The sequence below is a fragment of the Xanthomonas sp. NCPPB 3174 genome (assembly GCF_056725205.1).
Genome location: NZ_CM161517.1, coordinates 4,654,744 through 4,674,897 on the forward strand (window position 1 = coordinate 4,654,744; position 20,154 = coordinate 4,674,897).

Consider the following 20,154-nt stretch of genomic DNA (forward strand, 5'->3'; position numbering starts at 1 on the left):
TCCTCAATGCCCTTGAACGCAATGAGGAAACGCAACATGACGATCGTGACCAACCTGGGCTTCCCGCGCATCGGTGCGCGACGCGAGCTCAAGCAGGCCCTGGAACGCTACTGGCGCCGCGACATCGACGGCGCGCAACTGCAGGACACCGCACGCGAGCTGCGCCTGCGCCACTGGCAACTGCAACGCGAGGCCGGGGTGGACGTGCCGCCCAGCAACGACTTCAGCCTGTACGACGCGATGCTCGACACCGCGTTCCTGTTCGATGCGATCCCGCAACGCTACCGCGCGCTGGCCGATGCCGATCCGCTGGCCGGCTACTTCTCGATGGCGCGCGGCACGCAGGAGCATGGCCTGGACCTGCATGCGCTGGAAATGACCAAGTGGTTCGACACCAACTACCACTACCTGGTGCCGGAGCTGGCGCGGCGCCAGCACTTCCGCCTGCGCGGCGACAAGCCGGTGGTGGAGTTCCTGGAAGCCAAGGCGCAGGGCATCCAGACCCGGCCGGTGCTGATCGGGCCGGTGACCTTCCTGGCGCTGTCCAAGACCGTGGACGGCAGCGACCGCTGGGCGCTGCTGGACAGCCTGCTGCCGGTGTACGCCGAACTGCTGCAGCGCCTGCATGCGGCCGGCGCCGGCTGGGTGCAACTCGACGAACCGGCGCTGGTACTGGACCTGGACGAGGCCGCACGCGCCGCCTATCGCCGCGCCTATGATGTCCTTTCGCAGGCGCCGCGGCCGAAGTTGCTGCTGACCAGCTACTTCGGCGAACTGGGCGACAACCTGGAACTGGCGATGGCGTTGCCGGTGGACGGCATCCACGTGGACCTGGTGCGTGGCGTGGCGCAGCTGGACGCGGTGCTGCAGGCGCTGCCGGCCGGGCGCGTGCTTTCGGCCGGCCTGGTCAACGGCCGCAACGTGTGGCGCACGCCGCTGGACAACGCGCTGACCCTGGCCCGCTACGCCGCCGGCCATGTCGGCCGCGAGCAGCTGTGGCTGGCGCCCTCGTGCTCGCTGCTGCACGTGCCGGTGGATCTGCAGCAGGAGACCAAGCTGGATCGCGAACTGGTCGGCTGGCTGGCCTTCGCCAGGCAGAAGCTGCAGGAACTACGCACCCTCGCCGATGCGCTGGACGACCAGCCGCAGGCGGAGGCCGCGCTGGACGCGGCACGCGATGCCCTGGCCAGCCGTCGCGCCTCCACCCGCGTGCACCGCGCCGAGGTGGCCCGGCGGGTGGACGCGCTGACCGACGACGCCGGCCGCCGGCAGTCGCCGTACGCGCAGCGCCGGCAGGCGCAGCAAGCGGCGTTGCGGCTGCCGCTGTATCCGACCACCACCATCGGCTCGTTCCCGCAGACCGAGCAGGTGCGGAAGGCGCGCGCGCAGCACAAGGCCGGCAAGCTCGACGATGCCGCGTACGACGCGTTCCTGGCCGCCGAGACCGAACGCTGCGTGCGTGCGCAGGAGCAGCTGGGCCTGGACGTGCTGGTGCACGGCGAGTTCGAGCGCAACGACATGGTCGAATACTTCGGCGAGCAGCTGGACGGCTTCGCCTTCACCCGCCACGGCTGGGTGCAGAGCTACGGCTCGCGCTGCGTGAAGCCGCCGATCATCTACGGCGACGTGCAGCGCCCGGCGCCGATGACGCTGCGCTGGACCACCTACGCGCAGTCGCTGACCGAGCGGCCGATGAAGGGCATGCTGACCGGGCCGGTGACGGTGCTGCAGTGGTCGTTCGTGCGCGACGACCAGGAGCGCGCGCAGACCTGCCGGCAGATCGCGCTGGCGCTGCGCGACGAGGTGCGCGACCTGGAGGCGGCCGGCATCGGCGTGATCCAGATCGACGAGCCGGCGATCCGCGAAGGCCTGCCGCTGCGCCGTGCCGACTGGCAGGCGTACCTGGACTGGGCGGTGCAGTGCTTCCGCATCGCTGCGGCCGGGGTGCGCGATGCCACGCAGATCCACACCCACATGTGCTACTCGGAGTTCAACGACATCATCGAGGCGGTGGCGGCGATGGACGCGGACGTGATCTCGATCGAAACCTCGCGCTCGCGCATGGAACTGCTCGATGCCTTCGTGCGCTTCCGCTACCCGAACGCGATCGGCCCGGGCGTGTACGACATCCACTCGCCGCGCGTGCCGAGCACGCAGGAGATGGTGGAGTTGCTGGAGAAGGCGCGTGCTGTGCTGGATCCGCAGCAACTGTGGGTCAATCCGGATTGCGGGCTGAAGACCCGCGGCTGGGCGGAAACCCGCAACGCGCTGCAGGCGATGGTGGCGGCGGCGCAGCAGTTGCGCAGCCAGCACGCGCAGGCGGCGTGACCTGGCGATGCCCGGCGCCAGGTGCGCCGGGCATCGCGATGGTTGCAGCATGTCCGGCATCCCAGTTCGGCGTGCATTGCTGCATTGCGTCTTTGTCCGGCAATGTGCGCTGGCTATAACCACAGGCGAACGCGTGGCGAGGGGGCGCTGCGTCCTCGCCGACGTGCTGCCGGCGGCGCACTGCGTCGCGGCTCCGGCATGCACGTCTGCTTTTCAGCACCGCCAGGGAGAGCGCGTCATGCCGAAGCTGTCGAACCTGTCCGCCGTCTGCGTCCTGTGTCTCGTTGTCCCCGCCGCCGCACTGCACGCGGCCGAACTGATTCCCAAACAACTGGCCGGACCGCCCGAAGAGTTCGCGCAGATGCGCGCACCCGCCCCGGCGGAAGCGGCGATCCTGTCCAAGAGCGCGTTGCTGCCGGTGGAATTCTCCGCCGCGCGCAGCGGCGGCCCGGCGCAATGGCAGACCACCCTGCCAGTGGAGAACGGCAAGCTGCGCTTCGTGGTGTTGTCCGGCGAGCACGACTGGCAACCGCGCCTGAGCGCACCGGCCACGACCAGCGCACGCATGGGCACCGCCGCCGCCACGCCGATGCTCGCACCCAGCGCCAAGGCCACCCAACTGGGCGCCGGCGGCGCCGCGCTGCCGGCCCGCGAGTACCACGTGGACAGCGCCGCCAACGGCGACTGGACCTTGACCCTACAGGCCGATGGCAGCAACACGGCGCAGCGCGGCTATGTGCTGATGGAAGGCGACCCGCGCACGCAACTGGCGTCCTATCCCAGCGACCGCGCGCAACTACAGCGCGGCCAGCGTATCGGCCTGACCGCGCTGCTCGGCGGCATCGATGCGCAGGGCGGCGTGTCGCTGGCGCGCAGCGCCGGCAGCGGCCGCATCGACACCGCGCAGCTGCGCGTGATCGCGCCGGACGGCTCCGTCAGCCAATGGCCGATGGCCGACGACGGCCGCCACGGCGACGGCGCCGCGGGCGATGGCGTGTATGCCGGCGACTTCCCGGCGACGGCTACCGGCACCTACATCGCGCAGGTGGTGGTGCATGGTCACGACGCCGCCGGCCAGGCCTTCGTGCGCACCAGCGAGCACGTGCTGCCGGTGCTGGACACCACCTTGCGCATCACCACCGATGCGGTCGCCGCCACTGCGCAGCCCGGCACCCGGCTGACCCTGCCGATCCCGGTGCGCATCGGCGGCCGCCAGGCGCCGGCGCATTACCGCGTGCTCGGCGAACTGTGGGGCACTGGCCGCGACGGCAGCGCGGTGCCGGTGGCCTGGCTCGGCGGCATGCTCGCGCCGCAGGACGGACGCCTGCCGCTGAGCGTGGACGAACGCTGGATCGTCCGCGCCGGCGCGCGCGCACCGTTCACCCTGCGCAACCTGCGCGTGGAGGATCCGGACAACTTCGTGCCGCTGGCCACGCGCACGACGTTGCCGCTGACCCTGCCGGCACTGCGTCGCAGCAGCGTGGCGCGCAGCACCGGCGCGATCGACGAGAGCATGCGCATGGGCGAGCGCCCGGCGCAGCTGAGCACCGCCGCCACCGACATGCAGGCGCAGGCCACCGGCAAGCGCCTGGTGCTGGTGCACGGCTATTGCTCGGGCGGGGTGTGGCCGGTGGCGCAGTTCACCAATGCCTCCGCGTTCCTGGACGTCAACCAGAACCGCAGCAACGACCAGTTCGCGCAGCGCCTGGCGCAGTTCGGCAGCCAGTGGAACTCGTTCGGAACCGTGGCGCACAGCCAGGGCGGCATGGCGGCGCTGCACCTGTACGTCTACTACTGGAGCGGCCTGGACAACGCCAGCGGCGGGCGGGTGATGCAGTCGGTGGGCACGCCCTACCAGGGCACCAACCTGGCCGGCATCCTGGCCACGGTGGGTTCGTGGTTCGGCGTGGGCTGCGGTACCAACAACGACCTGACCTACGACGGTGCCAAGGCCTGGCTGGCCGGCATCCCCAACTCGGCGCGGGCACTGGTGAACTACTACACCACCTCCTTCGCCAAGACCAACTGGTACACCAACGACTACTGCAATGCGGCCTCGGACCTGGTGCTGAGCGACCCGGAGGACGGCACCGTGGAGCAGGTCAACGGCCAGCTACCCGGCGGCGTCAACCGCGGTCACACCACCGGCGAATGCCACACCACCGGCATGCGCGACCCGGCGCAGTACCTGGACGCCGGCCGCAACGCGACGATGAACGCCAACGCGGCGCGTTGAGGGCCGGGATGATCAGCCATTCGGCTGCTGAAAAGCCAGGGAATCGGGATTGGGGATTGGTGAAGCGCTGCCCAGGCATGTCAGCCTGGGTCGGTGCCGATCTGCCCAAGTGCCGAGCTGCCGCGGGTTCACTTTCGCTCGGCGTGCGGCTTTTGTAGGAGCGGCTTCAGCCGCGACAGGCATTGCCGACAATGTCTGTCGCGGCCGAGCCGGTCCGACGATTGTGCGGGGAATACGCTAACGCGCCGCATCCGCCACAGACTCGCCGCTCTGCGCATCGGCGCCGCCGCCAAGCACCTTGTATAGGGTCACGCGGTTGCTCGCCTCGGTCAGGCGTAACGTGATCAGGTCCTGCTGCGCGGCGTAGAGCGAGCGCTGCGAATCCAGTGCGTCCAGATAGCTGTCCACGCCATTGCGATAGCGGGCCTCGGCCAGGTCATCGCTGCGCTGGGTGGCCGCGACCAAGGCGCGTTGTGCGTCCATGCGTTCGTCCAGCTGCGCGCGCGTGGCCAGTGCGTCGGCCACTTCGCTGAAGGCGCTCTGGATCGCCTTCTCGTAGGTGGCGACGTTGGCGTCACGAGTGATGCGGGCCACGTCCAGTTCGGCCTTGAGCGCGCCGGCGCGGAAGATCGGCACGCTGATGCTGGGCACGAACGACCAGGTGCGGCTGCCGGCGTCGAACAGGCTGGACAGCGCGCTGCTGCTGCGCCCGGTCGAGGCGGTCAGCGAGATGGTCGGGAAGAACGCCGCGCGTGCCGCGCCGATGTCGGCGTTGGCCGACTTCAGCGCGTGCTCGGCGTACAGAACATCCGGCCGCTGCAACAGCACGCGCGATTCCAGCGGCGCCGGCAGTGGCGCCAGCGCCACGCCGTCCTCCAGCGCGCCGGCCTGCGGCAGGGCATCGGCCGCCACCGACGCGCCGACCACCAGGTCCAGGGCGTTGCGCGCCGTGGCCAGTTGCGTGGTGTAGCTGGCCACGTCGGCACGTGCGCTCTCCACGCTGGTCTGCACTTGGGCCAGGTCCAGCCCGGAGGCGATGCCTTCGCGATGCCGCGCCTCGGTCAGCGCCAGCGTCCGCCGCTGGCTGTCCAGGGTCTGCTGCGCCAGCGCCAGGCGTTGCTGGTCGGCGGCCACGGCCAACCAATCCGCGGCGACCTCGGCGACCAGGCTCAAGCGGGTACTGCGCTGGGTCTGCGCGGTGGCCAGGTAGGTTTCTAGGGCTTCGTCCTTGAGGCTGCGGATGCGTCCGAACAGGTCCAACTCCCAACTGCTGACGGCGACGTCGGCCGTGTAGGTACGTGCCACCTCGGCGTGTCCGCTGGCGTTGGTGGACGCGCTGCTGCGCGCAGCGCTCTGGCTGCCGCTCACACTTACCGACGGGAACAGGTCGGCGCTTTGGATGCGGTATTGCGCGCGCGCCTTGTCGATGTTGAGCACGGCCACGCGCAGGTCGCGGTTGTTGTCCAGCGCCTGCGCGATCACCTGCTGCAGGCGCGGATCGAGGAACACCTGGCGCCAGTCCAGGATCGCCACGTTGGCGCCGTCGCCAACGGCGCCGCTGCCGCTGTCGGCAAAGGTGGCCGGCACCGGTGCGTCGGGACGGGCATAGCTCGGCGCCAGGCTCGCGCAGCCGGCGAGGACACCGGCGCAGGCCACCGCAAGCGCGCCACGGCGCAGGAACGAACGGATCACGGCGTTGCCTCCTCGGTGTGCAGCGGTTCCGATTCGGCGCGCTTGCCGGGGAACAGGCTGCGCACGATCACGTAGAACAACGGCACGAAGAAGATGCCGAGTGCGGTCGACACCAGCGTTCCGCCGAGCACGCCCGTGCCCAGCGCGTGGCGGCCGCCGGAGCCGGCACCGCTGCTGACCACCATCGGCAGTACGCCGAGCAGGAACGCCAGCGAGGTCATCAGGATCGGGCGCAGGCGCAGGCGCGCGGCATGCAGGGTGGCGTCGATCAGCGGCTGGCCCTTCTCTTCCAGTTCCTTGGCGAACTCCACGATCAGGATGCCGTTCTTGGCGGCCAGGCCCATCGTCGCCAGCAGGCCCACCTGGAAGTAGATGTCGTTGGACAGCCCGCGCAGCCACGTCGCCAGCAGCGCGCCGACGATGCCCACCGGCACCGCCAGCATCACCGAGATCGGGATCGACCAACTCTCGTACAGCGCGGCCAGGCACAGGAACACGAACACCAGCGATACCGCGTAGAGCATCCAGGTCTGCGCACCGGCCGCCTGCTCCTGGTAGGACATGCCCGACCAGGCGTAGCCCACGTCCTTGCCGATCTTGCCGACCAGCGCGGCGACGCCGTTCATCGCCTCGCCAGAACTGATGCCGCTGGCGGCGCTGCCGGTGATCTCCATCGACTCGACGCCGTTGAAGCGGCTCAGCACCTGCGGCGCATACGCCCACTGGCTGCTGGAGAACGCCGAGAACGGCACCATCTCCGCGCTGCTGTTGCGCACGTACCAGCGGCCGATGTCGGCGGGCAGCATGCGGGCAGCCGGCTCGCCCTGCACGTAGACGCGCTTGACCCGATTGTTGTTGAGGAAATCGTTGACGTAGCTGCCGCCCATCACCGTGGCCAGCGTGGCGTTGATGTCCGCAGCGCTCAGACCCAGCGCGCCGGCCTTGGCGTCGTCGATCTGCACGCGGTACGTGGGCGCGTCTTCCAGCCCGTTGAAACGCACGGCGCTCAGGTTCTTGTCGGCGTTGGCCAGATGCAGCAGCTGCTGGCGCGCGGCGACCAGCGCGTCGTGGCCCTTGCCGGCCACGTCCTGCAGTTCCAGGGTGAAGCCGGAGGTGGTGCCCAGGCCGTTGATCGCCGGCGGCGACAGCGCGAACACCTGCGCATCCGGCAGCGTGCCCATCATCGCGCCGGTGATGCGGTTGGCGATCTCCTGCGCCGAGGCATCGCGCTCGGCCCAATCCTTGAGCTTGATGAAACCCATGCCCGAATTCTGGCTGCTGCCAGCGAAGCTGAAGCCGCTGATGGTCATCATCCCGGCCACCTCCGGCTGCTTGAGGATGAAGTCCGATGCCTGGTCGATCGACTGCTGGGTACGTTGCTGGGTGGCGCCGGCCGGCGTGGTGAACATCACCATCAACATGCCCTGGTCCTCGTCGGGCAGGAACGAACTGGGCAGGCGCCAGAACAGCAGCGCCATCACCACGAGCAGCGCCAGATAGACCAGCCCGCCGAGCTTGCGATGGCCGATCAGCTTGCCCACGCCGCGGCCGTAGCCGTCGGCGCCGCGGTCGAAGCGGGCATTGAACCAGCCGAAGAAGCGCCCCAGCGCGCCCTTGCGCGACACGTGCCCGCCGCGCGCGATCGGCTTGAGCAGGCTGGCGCACAGCGCCGGACTCAGGGTCAGCGCCACCAGCAGCGACAGCAGCATCGCCGCGGCGATGGTCACCGAGAACTGGCGGTAGATCTCGCCGGTGGCGCCACCGAAGAACGCCATCGGCAGGAACACCGCGGTCAGCACCAGGGCGATGCCGACCAGCGCACCGGAAATCTGCCCCATCGAAGTGTAGGTCGCCTGCCGCGGCGACATGCCGTCCTCGCTCATCAGGCGCTCGACGTTCTCCACCACCACGATGGCGTCGTCGACCAGCAGGCCGATCGCCAGCACCATCGCGAACATGGTCAGCGTGTTGATCGAATAGCCGAGCAGGGCCAGCACGCCGAAGGTGCCCAGCAGCACCACCGGCACCGCGATCACCGGCACCAGCGTGGCGCGCCAGTTCTGCAGGAACAGGTACATCACCAGGACCACCAGCACGATCGCCTCGAGCAGGGTCTTGACCACCTCCTCGATGGAGATGCGCACGAACGGCGTGGTGTCGTAGGCGATCTCGTACGTCAGTCCGGCGGGGAAGTACGGCTTGAGCTGTTCGAGCTTGGCCTGCACCGCCTTGGCCGCATCCAGCGCATTGGCCCCGGTCGCCAGTTCCAGGCCCATGCCGGAGGCGGCCTTGCCGTTGTACTTGGAACTGGACGCGTAGGACTTGGACCCCAGCTCGACCCGCGCCACGTCGCGCAGGTACACAGTGGCGCCGCCGGTCTGCGACTTCAGCACGATCGCCTCGAACTGCGCCGGGGTCTTGAGCTTGCTGCGCGAGGTGACCGTGGCGTTGAGCTGCTGGCCCTGCACCGCCGGCAATGCGCCCAGCGCGCCGGAGGAGACGTCGGCGTTCTGCGCCGAGATCGCGCTGCTCACGTCCGAGGGCATCAGCGCATAGGTGCGCAGCTTTTCCGGATCCAGCCAGATCCGCATCGAATACTCGGAGCCGAACACGTTGACCCCGCCGACGCCATCGAGGCGGCTGATCGGGTCCTGCAGCGTGGACACCATGTAGTCGCCGATATCGGTGCTGTCCATGCTGCCGTCTTCGGAGGTGAAGGCCAGCACCATGAACATGCTGCTGCCCATGGACTTGGTGACGGTCACGCCATTGCTCTGCACCGCCTCCGGCAGCATCGCCTCGCCTTGCGAGACCTTGTTCTGCACCTGCACCTGGGCGGTGTCCGGGTCGGTGCCGGACGCGAAGGTCAGGGTGATCGAGGCGCTGCCGGCGGAGCTGCTGCTGGAGGTCATGTACAGCAGGTGGTCCAGCCCGGTCATCTGCTGCTCGAGGATCTGCGTCACCGAGTTCTGCACGGTTTCCGCCGACGCGCCGGTATAGGTGGCGCTGACGTTGATCGACGGTGGCGCGATGTTCGGATACTGCTCCAGCGGCAGCGACAGGATCGAGAGCGCGCCGGCCAGGGTGATCACGATCGCGATGACCCAGGCGAAGATGGGACGGTCGATGAAGAAACGGGCCATAGCGGTTCCTCAGTCGGCCTTCGGCGGCGCGGCGGCGATGCCTTGCTTGGTCGCCGGGGCGGTGTCGGCGGCATTGCCGGCCATCGCGGCCGCGGTCACCTCCACCGCTTTGACCTCGGCGCCGACCGACACCTTCTGCAGGCCCTGCACGATGACCCGGTCGCCGGCCTTCAGGCCGTCGCGCACCACCCACTTGTCGCCGATCGCATCGCCGGTGCGCAGCACGCGCTGGGCGACCTTGTGGTCGTTGCCGACCACCATCGCCACCGCTTCGCCCTTGCTGTTGCGGCTGACCGCCTGCTGCGGCACCAGGATGGCCTGCTCGTCCACCGCCATCGGCAACACCGCCTTGACGTACATGCCGGGCAGCAGCAGATGGTCGGGATTGGGCACCACCGCGCGCAGCTTGACCGTGCCGGTGGCGGTATCGACTGCGGCATCCACCACCTCCAGCGTGCCGCTGTGCGCATAGGTGCTGCCGTCCTCCAGTTGCAGCTTCACCTCGGCCTTGCCGTCCACCGCCATGAGCTGGCCGGCGTCGAGTTGGCGGCGCAACTGCAGCAGTTGCGCGCTGGACTGGGTGACGTCCACATACATCGGGTCGAGCTGGTTGATGGTGGCCAGCACCTCGCTCTGGCCGGCGCTGACCAGCGCGCCCGGCGTGTAGCTGGAGGTGCCGATGCGTCCGGAGATCGGCGCGGTGATGCGGGTGTAGTCGAGATTGATGCGCGCGGTCTGCAGTGCGGCCTTGGCCGCGACCACCGCCGCCTCGTTCGCGCGCAACGTGGCCAGCGCATCGTCGCCGTCCTGCTTGCTGACCGCATCCAACCCGACCAAGGTCTGGTAGCGCTGCGCCTTGGGCCTGGCCGACAGGACCGCCGCCTCGGCCTGTGCCAGGTCGCCCTTGGCGGTGTCGTACGCAGCCTGGTAGCTGGCCGGATCGATCTCGTACAGCACCTGCCCCGCGTGCACGTCCTGGCCTTCGGCGAACAGGCGCTTGCGCAGGATGCCGCCGACCTGCGGGCGCACATCCGAGGCCATGTAGGCCACGGTGCGGCCGGACAGGGTCTGAGCCACAGCGAGGCGTTGCACCGTCACCGTCTGCACGCCGACCTGCGTCTGCGGCATCTGCGGCAGCGGCTTGGAGGAACACGCGGCCATGACCGTGGCGATGGCAACGGGCAACAGCCAGCGCGAGGGCGCGACGGGAAGACGACAGGCGATGGACGGCATGCGGCGAACTCACGGGATTTCCGAAGCTGGCCACGCTAGTGCGCAAATGTGCAGCAAATTTGGAGATTGCCGGCGATGGCGCGGATTCGCTTGATTTCCACTGTCATGACGGGGCTAATACGCAGCAATTGCCGTTTCCGCGCCGCGCGTCGCCCCTCCGATGAAACTGGGCCTCACCGCCAAGCTGTTCCTCGCCATCCTCGCCGCCTGCGTGACGGTGCTGTTGATCAACGGCCTGGCCGTGCAGGCCTTCGTCAAGCGCCAGTTCCTGGATTACCTCAACGAACAGGGCGTGGAGCGCATGCAGGAGGCCTTGCCGCGGGTCAGCGCCGAATACGCGCGGCACGGCAACTGGGATTTCGTGCGTGACAATCCCGAAGTCTGGTTCGTGCTGATGCGCCCGGAGCGTGGCCCCGGCCCGCCGCGCAGGGCGCCGCCGATTTCCGACCAGACCGGCGCGGTGTTTCGCTTCGCGCTGCTCGACCAAGACTTCAAGTCGCTGATCGGCAATCCGGATGTCGGGCGCGACGACATCCTGCGCCCGGTGGTGGTCGGCGGCCGTACCGTCGGCTGGATGGCGATGCTGCCGTTCCAGAAAGCGCTGGCGGCGGCAGACGCGCGTTTCTACGCGGCGCAGCAGCAAGCATGGTGGACGATCGGCAGCGCCTCGCTGGTGGTCGCCGCGCTGCTCGGTTGGCTGCTGTCGCGCGCCCTGTTGCGGCGCATGCGCGGCCTCACCGGCGCCACCCACCGCCTGGCCGCCGGCGACTACGCCACCCGCATCGACGCCGACGCGCGCGACGAACTCGGCCAGCTGGCGCGCGACTTCAATCTGCTGGCGCAGGCGCTGGAACACAACGAGCGCGCGCGGCGCGACTTCATGGCCGATATCTCGCACGAGCTGCGCACGCCGCTGGCGGTGTTGCGTGCGGAACTGGAAGCGCTGCAGGACGGCATCCGCCCGATGACGCAGCACTCGCTGGGCTCGCTGCACCAGCAGGTCGGCCAGCTCGGCAAGCTGATCGAAGACCTGTACGACGTGTCGCTGACCGACGTCGGCGCGCTCGCCTATCGACGCGCGCCGGTCGACCTGGCGGTGATCCTGGCCACCGTGCTGGACGGCATGCGCGCGCGCTTCGCCGTCGCGCAGCTCCATGTGCAGGCGCAGATCCAGGCCGGCCCGCTGCCGGTGGACGGCGACGAACGCCGCCTGCAGCAACTGCTCGGCAACCTGCTGGAGAACGCCCTGCGCTACACCGATGCCGGCGGCACGGTGCAGGTGCGCTGCACGCGCCGCGACGCGATGCTGGAGCTGATGGTGGAGGACAGCGCACCAGGCGTGGAAGCGGACAAGCGCGCGCGCCTGTTCGAACGCTTCTATCGCGCCGAGGCCTCGCGCAACCGCGCCAGCGGCGGCAGCGGCCTGGGCCTGGCGATCTGCCGCAACATCGCCGAGGCCCATGGCGGTGCGATCGACGCCGAGCCTTCTACACTCGGCGGATTGCGCGTGGTGGTGCGTCTACCGGCGCTCGCGGCATGAGCAGCCTGGATCCGATCGGGCACGTGCTGATCGTCGAGGACGAACCGCGCCTGGCCGCGGTGCTGCGCGAATACCTGCACGCGGCCGGCTATTCGCACGACTGGATCGCCGATGGCGCGCAGGTACTGGGCGCCTTCCGCGCGCAGCAGCCGGACCTGGTGCTGCTGGACCTGATGCTGCCCAACCGCGACGGGTTGGAGATCTGCCGCGACCTGCGCAGGGAAAGCGCGGTGCCGGTCATCATGGTCACCGCGCGGGTGGAGGAGATCGACCGCCTGCTGGGTCTGGAGATCGGCGCCGACGACTACATCTGCAAGCCGTTCAGCCCGCGCGAGGTGGTGGCGCGGGTGCAGGCGGTGCTGCGCCGCCATCGCCACGATCCCAACGGCGCGCCGGCGCCGGGCCTGCGGATCGACGAGGACGCGTGCCGGGCCAGCGTGCACGGCCGCGACCTGGACCTGACCCAGGTCGAGTTCCGCCTGTTGCGCACCCTCGCCGCCGCGCCGGGACGCGTGTACTCGCGCGAGCAACTGATGGACCGGCTCTACCTCGACCACCGCATCGTCACCGACCGCACCGTCGACAGCCACGTCAAGAACCTGCGCCGCAAACTCGCCGACGCCGGCGTCGAGGACTGGGTGCGCTCGGTGTATGGGGCTGGTTATCGGTTTGAGCCGTGATTGGGGATTCGGGATTGGGGATTCGTCAAAGCGGCCCGCATCGCAACGGTGATCAGCCAGGCCGCTTTTGCGAATCCCCAATCCCGAATCCCCACTCCCCGCCTTACCGAAACACGACCGTGCGATGCCCGTTGAGCAGGATGCGATGTTCGACGTGGCGTCGCACGGCGCGGGCCAGCACCTGCGACTCGGTGTCGCTGCCCAGGCGCACCAGTTCGCGCGGGGTCATGGCGTGGTCCACGCGGGCCACGTCCTGCTCGATGATCGGGCCTTCGTCCAGGTCGCCGGTGACGTAGTGCGCGGTGGCGCCGATGATCTTGACCCCGCGCGCGTGCGCCTGGTGATACGGCTGCGCGCCCTTGAAGCTGGGCAGGAAGCTGTGGTGGATGTTGATCGCGCGTCCGGCCAGTGCCGCGCAGAGGGTCGGCGACAGAATCTGCATGTAGCGGGCCAGCACCACCAGGTCGATGCGTTCGCGTTCGACCAGCGCCAGCAACTGCGCTTCCTGTTCGTCGCGATTGGCGGCGCTCACCGGCAGGTGATGGAACGGCACGCCGTAGGAGCCGGCGAGCGCGGCGAAATCGGGGTGATTGGAGGCCACCGCGGCGATATCCACCCGCAACTGCCGGCTGTGCGCGCGGAACAGCAGGTCGTTGAGGCAGTGGCCCTGTTTGCTGACCAGCACCAGCAGGCGCGCACGGCGGCGCGCGTCGTGCAGTTGCCAGTCCATCGCGTAGTCGGCGGCCAGCGGCTCCAATTGCAGCTTCACCGCGGCGACGACGCCGTCGGCCGGCACGTCGAAGTGCACGCGCAGGAAGAAGCGGCCGCTTTCCTCGTCGCCGAACTGCTGCGCGTCGAGGATGTTGCAGCCGTGCTCGAACAGCAGGCCGCTGACGCGGTAGACGATGCCGGTACGGTCCGGGCAGGACAGGGTCAGGATGTAGTCGTGGCGCATTTGCGGATGATAGGGGACCCGTACCCTCACCCCAACCCCTCTCCCGGGGGGAGAGGGGCTAAGAGCCATGCAGCCGAGGCCGGCTTTTCCTTCTCCCTCTGGGAGAAGGTGCCCCGAAGGGGCGGATGAGGGTCCGGGCGAAGCCTCGTGCAGTCGAAACACCGCGTGCGCTGCGCGCTCGTACCCTCACCCCAACCCCTCTCCCGGAGGGAGAGGGGCTTAGCGATCCAGCCGAAGCCGGCTTTTCCTTCTCCCTTTGGGAGAAGGTGCCCCGAAGCGGCGGATGAGGGTGCGGGCGAAGCCTCGTGCAGTCGAAACATCGCATGCGCTGCGCGCTCGCACCCTCACCCCAACCCCTCTCCCGGGGGGAGAGGGGCTCGGCCGTGCTCGCACTGAAATCAGGTCGCAGCTGACGCCTCGCCTGGGACGTTGCTCACTCGCCTGCGCTCACTCCGGGCGCAGGCGCAGCGCCAAACGGCGGTTGACCTTCTCCAGGCGCGCCAGCGAATCCTCCACCGACATGCCGACCGCTTCGTGCGTGGTGATGTGCGCGCGCAGGTGCGCCGGATCGTCCAGGTCGCCGCGCACCAGGAACACGTTCTCGCCATCCTCCACCTCGCCGATCTCGCGGCTGAGCACCACGTGGTCGACCTGGTCGAAGCCGTATTCCTTGGCCAGCGGCAGCAGCCGCGCGACCATGCGCTCGCTGATCGCATCCGGCGCGCGGCCGCAGGCCGCGTCCAGCGCGTGCACGCCCTCGCGGATCTGCGCGTACAGCAGGTGGTCCGGATGGTCCGGATGATCGGGCCCCGGCACGGCCTCGCGCACGACCGCGCGCGGTGGCTGGATCGGCGCTCTGTCGCCGGGATCGGACGAATTCGGGCTCATGGCATCCTCCTGTGATGCGCCAGCAAATCGCCTCACCTTAGCGGCAAGCGCGCGCCAGGCTCAAGCGGGCACGCAGTGTGCCGCATGCGCCGCCAAGGTCCGCTGAAGATCGTGCCGCGTCGCTCAGGCCTGGCCGGCGCGGCGCGCGGCGACCTTGGCCAGCGCCGCCCAGTCCAGCTCGCCGTCGCCGTGCGCGATCGCTTCGATGAAGGCATCGCGCAGCACCCCCGCCAGCGGCATCGGCACGTGCCGGGTCTCGCCGGCGTTCAGCGCCAGGCGCACGTCCTTCAGGCCCAGCGTGGCCTTGAAGCCGGCCGGGCTATAGCGCTGCTCGGCGATCATGCCGCCGTAGGTCTGGTAGGCCGGTGCGGCGAACACGGTGCTGGTGAGCATGTCGAGGAAATCGGCCGCTTCCACGCCGTGCCCACGCACCAGCGCCGATGCTTCGGCCATGGTGCCGATGGCGCTGGCCAGGCACAGGTTGGCGGCGAGCTTGACCGCGTTGGCCTGTTCCGGCGCGGCGCCGAAATACCAGGTCTTGCGCCCGACGACATCGAGCAAGGGCTGCACCCGCGCCAGCGCCGCGGCGTCGCCGGCGGCGAGCAGGTTGAGCTGGCCGGCTGCGGCCACCTCGACCCGCCCCAGCACCGGCAGCGCCAGGTAGGCGACGCCGCGCTCGGCATGCAGCGCGTGCAGTTCGCGCGCCAGCGCCACCGAGATGGTGGCCATGTTGACGTGCACGCTGCCGGCGGTGAGCGCGTCCAGCGCGCCGCGGTCGAGCAGGGTCTCGCGCACCGCGGTGTCGTCGGCCAGCATCGAGAACAGCACCGGACCGCGCACCGCGTCGGCCGGTTGCGCGGCCAGCTGCGCGCCGGCCTCTAGCAGGGGCTGTGCCGCCGCGGGGCTGCGGTTCCAGACCGTCAACGCATGGCCGGCACGCAGCAGGTTGAGCGCGATCGGCTGGCCCATCGTGCCCAGGCCGAGAAATCCAATCGTCGTCATTGCATGCTCCCTGAAGGAATCAAAGTGGAGGCCGCCAACCGTGCGGCGCGTCGGTCAGGCGTCGAACACGCCGCGCGCCGCGTGCGGCTCGCAGCGCAGGTATTGCGGCGATGGCCGCAACCGCGCGCCCAGCGCGGCGGCTGCGTGCCAGGGCCAGCGCGGATCGTAGAGGATGCCGCGGGCCAGCGCGATGGCGTCGGCGCGGTCCTCGGCGAGGATCGCCTCGGCCTGCTGCGGCTCGGTGATCAGGCCCACCGCGATCACCGGCATGCGCAGCGCGCGGTGCAGCGCCTCGGCCAGCGGCACCTGGTAACCCGGCGCCACCGGAATGCGCTGGCGCCGGTCCAGCCCGCCGCTGGACACGTGCAGATAATCGCAGCCCTGCGCCTGCAATGCCTGCGCCAGCGCCTCGCTCTGCGCCAGGTCCCAGCCGCCGTCGACCCAGTCGGTCGCGGAGATGCGCACGCCCACTGCGATGCTCGGCGCCACCGCGGCGCGCACCGCCGCATGCACGCGCAGCAGCAGGCGCATGCGGTTCTCCAGGCTGCCACCGTAGGCATCGGCGCGCTGATTGCTCAGCGGCGACAGGAACTGGTGCAGCAGGTAGCCGTGTGCGGCATGCAGTTCGATCAGCTGGAAGCCGAGACGCTCGGCGCGCCGCGCCGACGCCACGAATGCCTCCACGATGGCGTCGATGCCGGCCAGGTCCAGCGCCTGCGGCGGCACGCCATCCTGGTCGAACGCCTGCGCCGACGGCGCCACGGTCTGCCAGCCGTTCGGCTGGTCGGGCGCGATCGCGCCACCGCCGTCCCACGGCTTGCGAGTGGACGCCTTGCGCCCGGCATGCGCGAGCTGGATGCCCAACGGCATCGGCGACCAGCGCCGCACCGCGCGCAACACCGTATCCAGCGCGGCTTCGGTGGCATCGTCCCACAGGCCCAGGTCGGCGTAGCTGATGCGCCCGCGCGGCTCCACCGCCGTCGCCTCCAGGATCAGCAGGCCGGCGCCGGACTGCGCCAGTTGGCCCAGATGCTGCACATGCCAGTCGCTGGCACGGCCGTCCTCGGCCGAGTACTGGCACATCGGCGCGATCACGATGCGGTTGGACAACGACAACGGCCCCAGTGCCAGGGGCGAGAACAACTGGCTCACGATGCGAATCCATGAAAACGCCGCGCGCGGCGCGGTAAGCGGCCATTGCACTCCTGCCGTACAGCGCGATCAACCACTGCCGGTGGATCAGTTCGTGCCGGGATTCGGAACGCGCGCCGCTGCCGGCAAGAGGAACGCCAGCGCCTGCGCGCACGATTGCTCCACTTTCAGGCTCAGCAGATCGTCGCCGCGGGTGCGGCCCAGGTTGACCGCGGCGATGGGCAGGCCGACCTTGGCCGCGGCTTGCACGAAGCGGAAGCCGGAATAGACCATCAGCGACGAGCCCACCACCAGTACCGCGTCGGCGCGCTGCAGATGCGCGAAGGCACTGGCCACGCGCTCGCGCGGCACGTTCTCGCCGAAGAACACCACATCCGGCTTCAGCACGCCGCCGCAGTGCGTGCAGGCGGGCACCACGAAGCTGGCGAAATCCTCGCCCTCCAGGTCGGCATCGCCGTCCGGCGCCGGCGCAGCCTGCAGCGTCGCCCACTGCGGATTGTGCTGCAGCAGGTGCTGCTGGAACGCCTCGCGCGGCATGCGCCGCTCGCAGCCCATGCAGCGCACCACGTCCAGGCGCCCATGCAGATCGATGGTGGCGCGGCTGCCGGCGGCCTGGTGCAGGCCGTCCACGTTCTGGGTCAGCAGCAGTTCGACCTGGCCGCGCGCTTCCAGCTGCGCCAGCGCGGCGTGGGTGGCATTGGGCCGCGCATGGCCGAAGCGCGGCCAGCCGAGCAGGCTGCGCGCCCAGTAGCGCTGCCGCGTCGCCAGCTCGCCCATGAAGGCCTGGTAGGTCACCGGCTGCGCACGCTTCCAGTCGCCGGCGGCATCGCGGTAGTCGGGAATGCCCGAGTCGGTGCTGCAGCCGGCGCCGGTCAGCACGAACAGGCGCCGGTGGCAGTCGACGAACGCTTCCAGCGCGGACGCCGCTGGCTGTGCGGACGCGGGGTGATCCTGCAGCAACTGCGACATCGTGAAGGTCCCGGACGTGATGGAGGCGCACGCGACGGCCGCGTGTCGGCTCCCTATCTAGGGGGTGGGCGGCGGCAACGCAAGCCCTGGCCAGCGCCGCCGCTGAAGCGTTGCCGCGCGCATTGAAAGCCTGCGGGAAACTGGCTACTGTCCAGAACGCGGCAGGATGCTGAGCGTTCACGGCATGCGTCACGCCGCACGCTGCCTCCGTGAGGAATGCCGTCCCTTCGCCGATTCCGCCTCGTGAGCCGCGTTTCCGATCCCACCCCGCCCCCGTTCGCCCCTGCCGCCAACGCCCCGCTGCGGGTGGCGTTGCTGGAGGACGACGATGTGCTGCGCGACCGCGTGCTGCTGCCGGGCTTGCTGCGGCACGGATTCGAGGCGATACCGCTGCGCACCGCGCAGGCGCTGTGGACGGCGCTGGAGGCGCAACGTGTCGATCTGATCGTGCTCGACATCGGCCTGCCCGACAGCGACGGTTTCACCCTGACCCAGCAACTGCAGGAACGCCGTCCCGGCATGGGCATCGTCATCCTCAGCGGCCGCGGCGAGCAGCCGGATCTGGTGCGCGGGCTGGTCCAGGGCGCCGATGCGTACCTGATCAAGCCGGTGCAGATCGAGATCCTCGCCGCCACCCTGTTCAGCGTGGCCCGGCGCATGCTGCGGCCGGCGGCGCCGGCCAGCGAGGAATGGCAACTGCAGGACGACGGCTGGTGCCTGTTCGCGCCGGATGGGCAGGCGGTGCCGTTGACCGCCTCCGAACGCAAGGTGCTGCAGAGCCTGTGGCAGGCGCGCGGGCGCCTGGTCAGCCGCGATGCGTTGATCGGCATGCTCGGCGGCAACGCTGGGCTGGAGATCGATCCGCATCGGCTGGATGCGTTGCTGCATCGGCTGCGGCAGAAGGTGCACGAGCGCACCGGCAGCGCGCTGCCATTGCGCGCGGTGCGCGGCGAAGGCTATCTGCTCATGCCGCAGGAGCGCTGAGCCCGGCCAGCGGCAGGCGCAGCACGAAACAGGTGCCGGCGCCGGGTGCGCTGCGCACCTGCAGGCTGCCGTGCGCCTCTTGCGCCATTTCGAACGCCACCGCCAGGCCCAGCCCGGTGCCCTGTCCGGCCGGCTTGGTGGTGAAGAACGGCTCGAAGATCTGCCGTTGCACGGCCTCGCTCATGCCCACGCCGGTATCGGCGATGGCGATGGCGATGGTCTCGCCGTCGCGGCGCAGTTGCAGCGAAAAACAGCCGCCGCCCGGCATCGCGTCGCGTGCGTTGGCGGCGAAATTGAGCAGCGCCAGATCGAAGCGGCTGCGATCCAGGAATACCGGCGCCGGTTCGGCGGCCACGTCCAGCCGGACCTGCACCGCGGCGCCGAACAGTTGCCGCAGCATCGGCTGCAGGCTGCGCAGCGCTTCGCCGGCATCGAAACGCTCGGGCACGCTCGCCTCGCGGCGACTGAAGCTGAGCAGCTTGCGGCTGACCGCCACGCCGCGCTGCGCGGCCAGCGCCACGCCCTCCAGCGCATCGGCCAGCACCAGCGCATCGCGCGGCGGGTGATAGTCCAGTTCGTGCACGCAGTGGCGTTGCTCGGTGTAGCCCAGGATCGCGCTGAGGATGTTGTTGAAGTCGTGCGATACGCCGCTGGCCAACTGTTCCACCAGCTCGATCTTCTGCAGGTGCAGCAGGCGTTGCTGCGCCAGGGTGCGCTCGCGCATCTCCACGCGCAAACGCGCGGCGCTGCGCCGCGCGCGCCACAGGCTCTCGCGCAGCGCGGCGACGGTGCGGTCCAGCACCAGGGTGATCATCAGGTAGCTCAACGCCAGCGACGGCAGGTTCTGGAACGGGCTGCGGTTGCCGTGCGGATCCTGGCCCCACGGGCTTTCCATGCCCAGCCAGAAGATCAGCGGGATGCACAGGTACACCAGCCACAGCGCGCGACGCCCGATCACCAGCGCGGCCAGGGTCAGCATCATCATCGGATACGGATCGAAGGCCTGCAGCTGGTAGCCGAACGCCAGGTTGGCGGCGACCGCCGAGCACAGCACCACCGCGATGAACATGGCCGTGGCCTGTTTCAGCAGACCGCGGCGGATCATCCAGACCCCGGCCCATGCCGCGCCGGCGATCGCCGCATCGGTGCCCACGTCTACCGCCAACTGCACCGTGCCCATCTCGATGCGCGGTGCGGTCAGCAGGTGATAGAGCTTGTTGAGCGGAATCTCGCTGCCTAGGAACACGAACAGCACCTGCAGCGCGGGTGCGTTGCGGCGGTCCAGCGGGTCGGCGATGGGCACCCGGCGCAGCCACAGCGAGAGGCGCCGCCACAGCCGCACGGCAAGCGCG

Annotated in this window: 14 protein-coding genes; 5 read left to right on the forward strand and 9 right to left on the reverse strand. The window is 69.7% G+C overall.

Annotated features, from left to right (window positions below; genetic code table 11):
• Positions 1–36 precede the first annotated feature (36 nt).
• Positions 37–2,328 (forward strand): 5-methyltetrahydropteroyltriglutamate--homocysteine S-methyltransferase, encoded by a 2,292-nt coding sequence (gene metE, locus AC1PK7_RS20120; protein WP_481099286.1) that lies wholly within the window; start codon positions 37–39, stop codon positions 2,326–2,328.
• Positions 2,329–2,566: 238 nt separating this feature from the next.
• The gene (locus AC1PK7_RS20125) at positions 2,567–4,564 is read left to right on the forward strand and encodes a choice-of-anchor X domain-containing protein (RefSeq protein WP_481099287.1); all 1,998 of its coding nucleotides are present in this window, start codon (positions 2,567–2,569) and stop codon (positions 4,562–4,564) included.
• Positions 4,565–4,801: 237 nt separating this feature from the next.
• On the opposite strand, the gene AC1PK7_RS20130 is transcribed toward AC1PK7_RS20125, so the two are convergent.
• From AC1PK7_RS20130 to AC1PK7_RS20140, 3 genes are read right to left on the reverse strand one after another with little or no spacing between them, the layout of a single operon-like run.
• A complete protein-coding gene (locus AC1PK7_RS20130; RefSeq protein WP_481099288.1) occupies positions 4,802–6,256 on the reverse strand; it encodes an efflux transporter outer membrane subunit in 1,455 nt (484 codons plus the stop codon).
• Positions 6,253–9,399, reverse strand: coding sequence for an efflux RND transporter permease subunit (locus AC1PK7_RS20135; RefSeq protein WP_481099289.1), 3,147 nt, complete (start codon positions 9,397–9,399; stop codon positions 6,253–6,255). The genes AC1PK7_RS20130 and AC1PK7_RS20135 overlap by 4 nt, the downstream gene beginning before the upstream one ends.
• A gap of 9 nt (positions 9,400–9,408) precedes the next feature.
• Complete coding sequence (locus tag AC1PK7_RS20140; protein ID WP_481099290.1) at positions 9,409–10,632, reverse strand: efflux RND transporter periplasmic adaptor subunit; 1,224 nt, start codon at positions 10,630–10,632, stop codon at positions 9,409–9,411.
• A gap of 160 nt (positions 10,633–10,792) precedes the next feature.
• On the opposite strand from AC1PK7_RS20140, the gene baeS reads away from it, so the two are divergent.
• Both baeS and AC1PK7_RS20150 read left to right on the forward strand, forming a co-directional pair.
• Entirely contained in the window at positions 10,793–12,172 is a 1,380-nt protein-coding gene (baeS, locus tag AC1PK7_RS20145; protein ID WP_481099291.1) for a sensor histidine kinase efflux regulator BaeS, read from the forward strand.
• A complete protein-coding gene (locus tag AC1PK7_RS20150) occupies positions 12,169–12,852 on the forward strand; it encodes a response regulator (protein WP_010340999.1) in 684 nt (227 codons plus the stop codon). The genes baeS and AC1PK7_RS20150 overlap by 4 nt, the downstream gene beginning before the upstream one ends.
• A gap of 103 nt (positions 12,853–12,955) precedes the next feature.
• On the opposite strand, the gene purU is transcribed toward AC1PK7_RS20150, so the two are convergent.
• The 5 genes from purU to AC1PK7_RS20175 form a co-directional block, all read right to left on the reverse strand.
• On the reverse strand, positions 12,956–13,807 hold the full coding sequence (gene purU / locus AC1PK7_RS20155) for a formyltetrahydrofolate deformylase (RefSeq protein WP_209245002.1): 852 nt from the start codon (positions 13,805–13,807) through the stop codon (positions 12,956–12,958).
• A 447-nt stretch (positions 13,808–14,254) separates the two neighbouring features.
• Positions 14,255–14,695: an XVIPCD domain-containing protein gene (locus AC1PK7_RS20160; protein WP_010340996.1), complete on the reverse strand. Its 441-nt coding sequence runs from the start codon at positions 14,693–14,695 to the stop codon at positions 14,255–14,257.
• A 123-nt stretch (positions 14,696–14,818) separates the two neighbouring features.
• Positions 14,819–15,697, reverse strand: coding sequence for an NAD(P)-dependent oxidoreductase (locus AC1PK7_RS20165; RefSeq protein WP_371180590.1), 879 nt, complete (start codon positions 15,695–15,697; stop codon positions 14,819–14,821).
• Between the two features lie 54 nt (positions 15,698–15,751).
• Positions 15,752–16,849, reverse strand: coding sequence for an NADH:flavin oxidoreductase/NADH oxidase (locus tag AC1PK7_RS20170; RefSeq protein WP_481099292.1), 1,098 nt, complete (start codon positions 16,847–16,849; stop codon positions 15,752–15,754).
• Between the two features lie 87 nt (positions 16,850–16,936).
• Entirely contained in the window at positions 16,937–17,818 is an 882-nt protein-coding gene (locus AC1PK7_RS20175; protein ID WP_481099293.1) for an NAD-dependent protein deacetylase, read from the reverse strand.
• 243 nt (positions 17,819–18,061) lie between these two features.
• Between AC1PK7_RS20175 and AC1PK7_RS20180 the strand changes: the two genes are divergently transcribed.
• Positions 18,062–18,802, forward strand: a complete 741-nt coding sequence (locus tag AC1PK7_RS20180) for a response regulator transcription factor (RefSeq protein WP_420008231.1) — start codon at positions 18,062–18,064, stop codon at positions 18,800–18,802.
• Here the strand turns inward: AC1PK7_RS20180 and AC1PK7_RS20185 are convergent.
• The gene (locus AC1PK7_RS20185) at positions 18,783–20,144 is read right to left on the reverse strand and encodes a sensor histidine kinase (protein ID WP_481099294.1); all 1,362 of its coding nucleotides are present in this window, start codon (positions 20,142–20,144) and stop codon (positions 18,783–18,785) included. The two genes, AC1PK7_RS20180 and AC1PK7_RS20185, sit on opposite strands and share 20 nt — an antisense overlap.
• Positions 20,145–20,154: the final 10 nt, after the last annotated feature.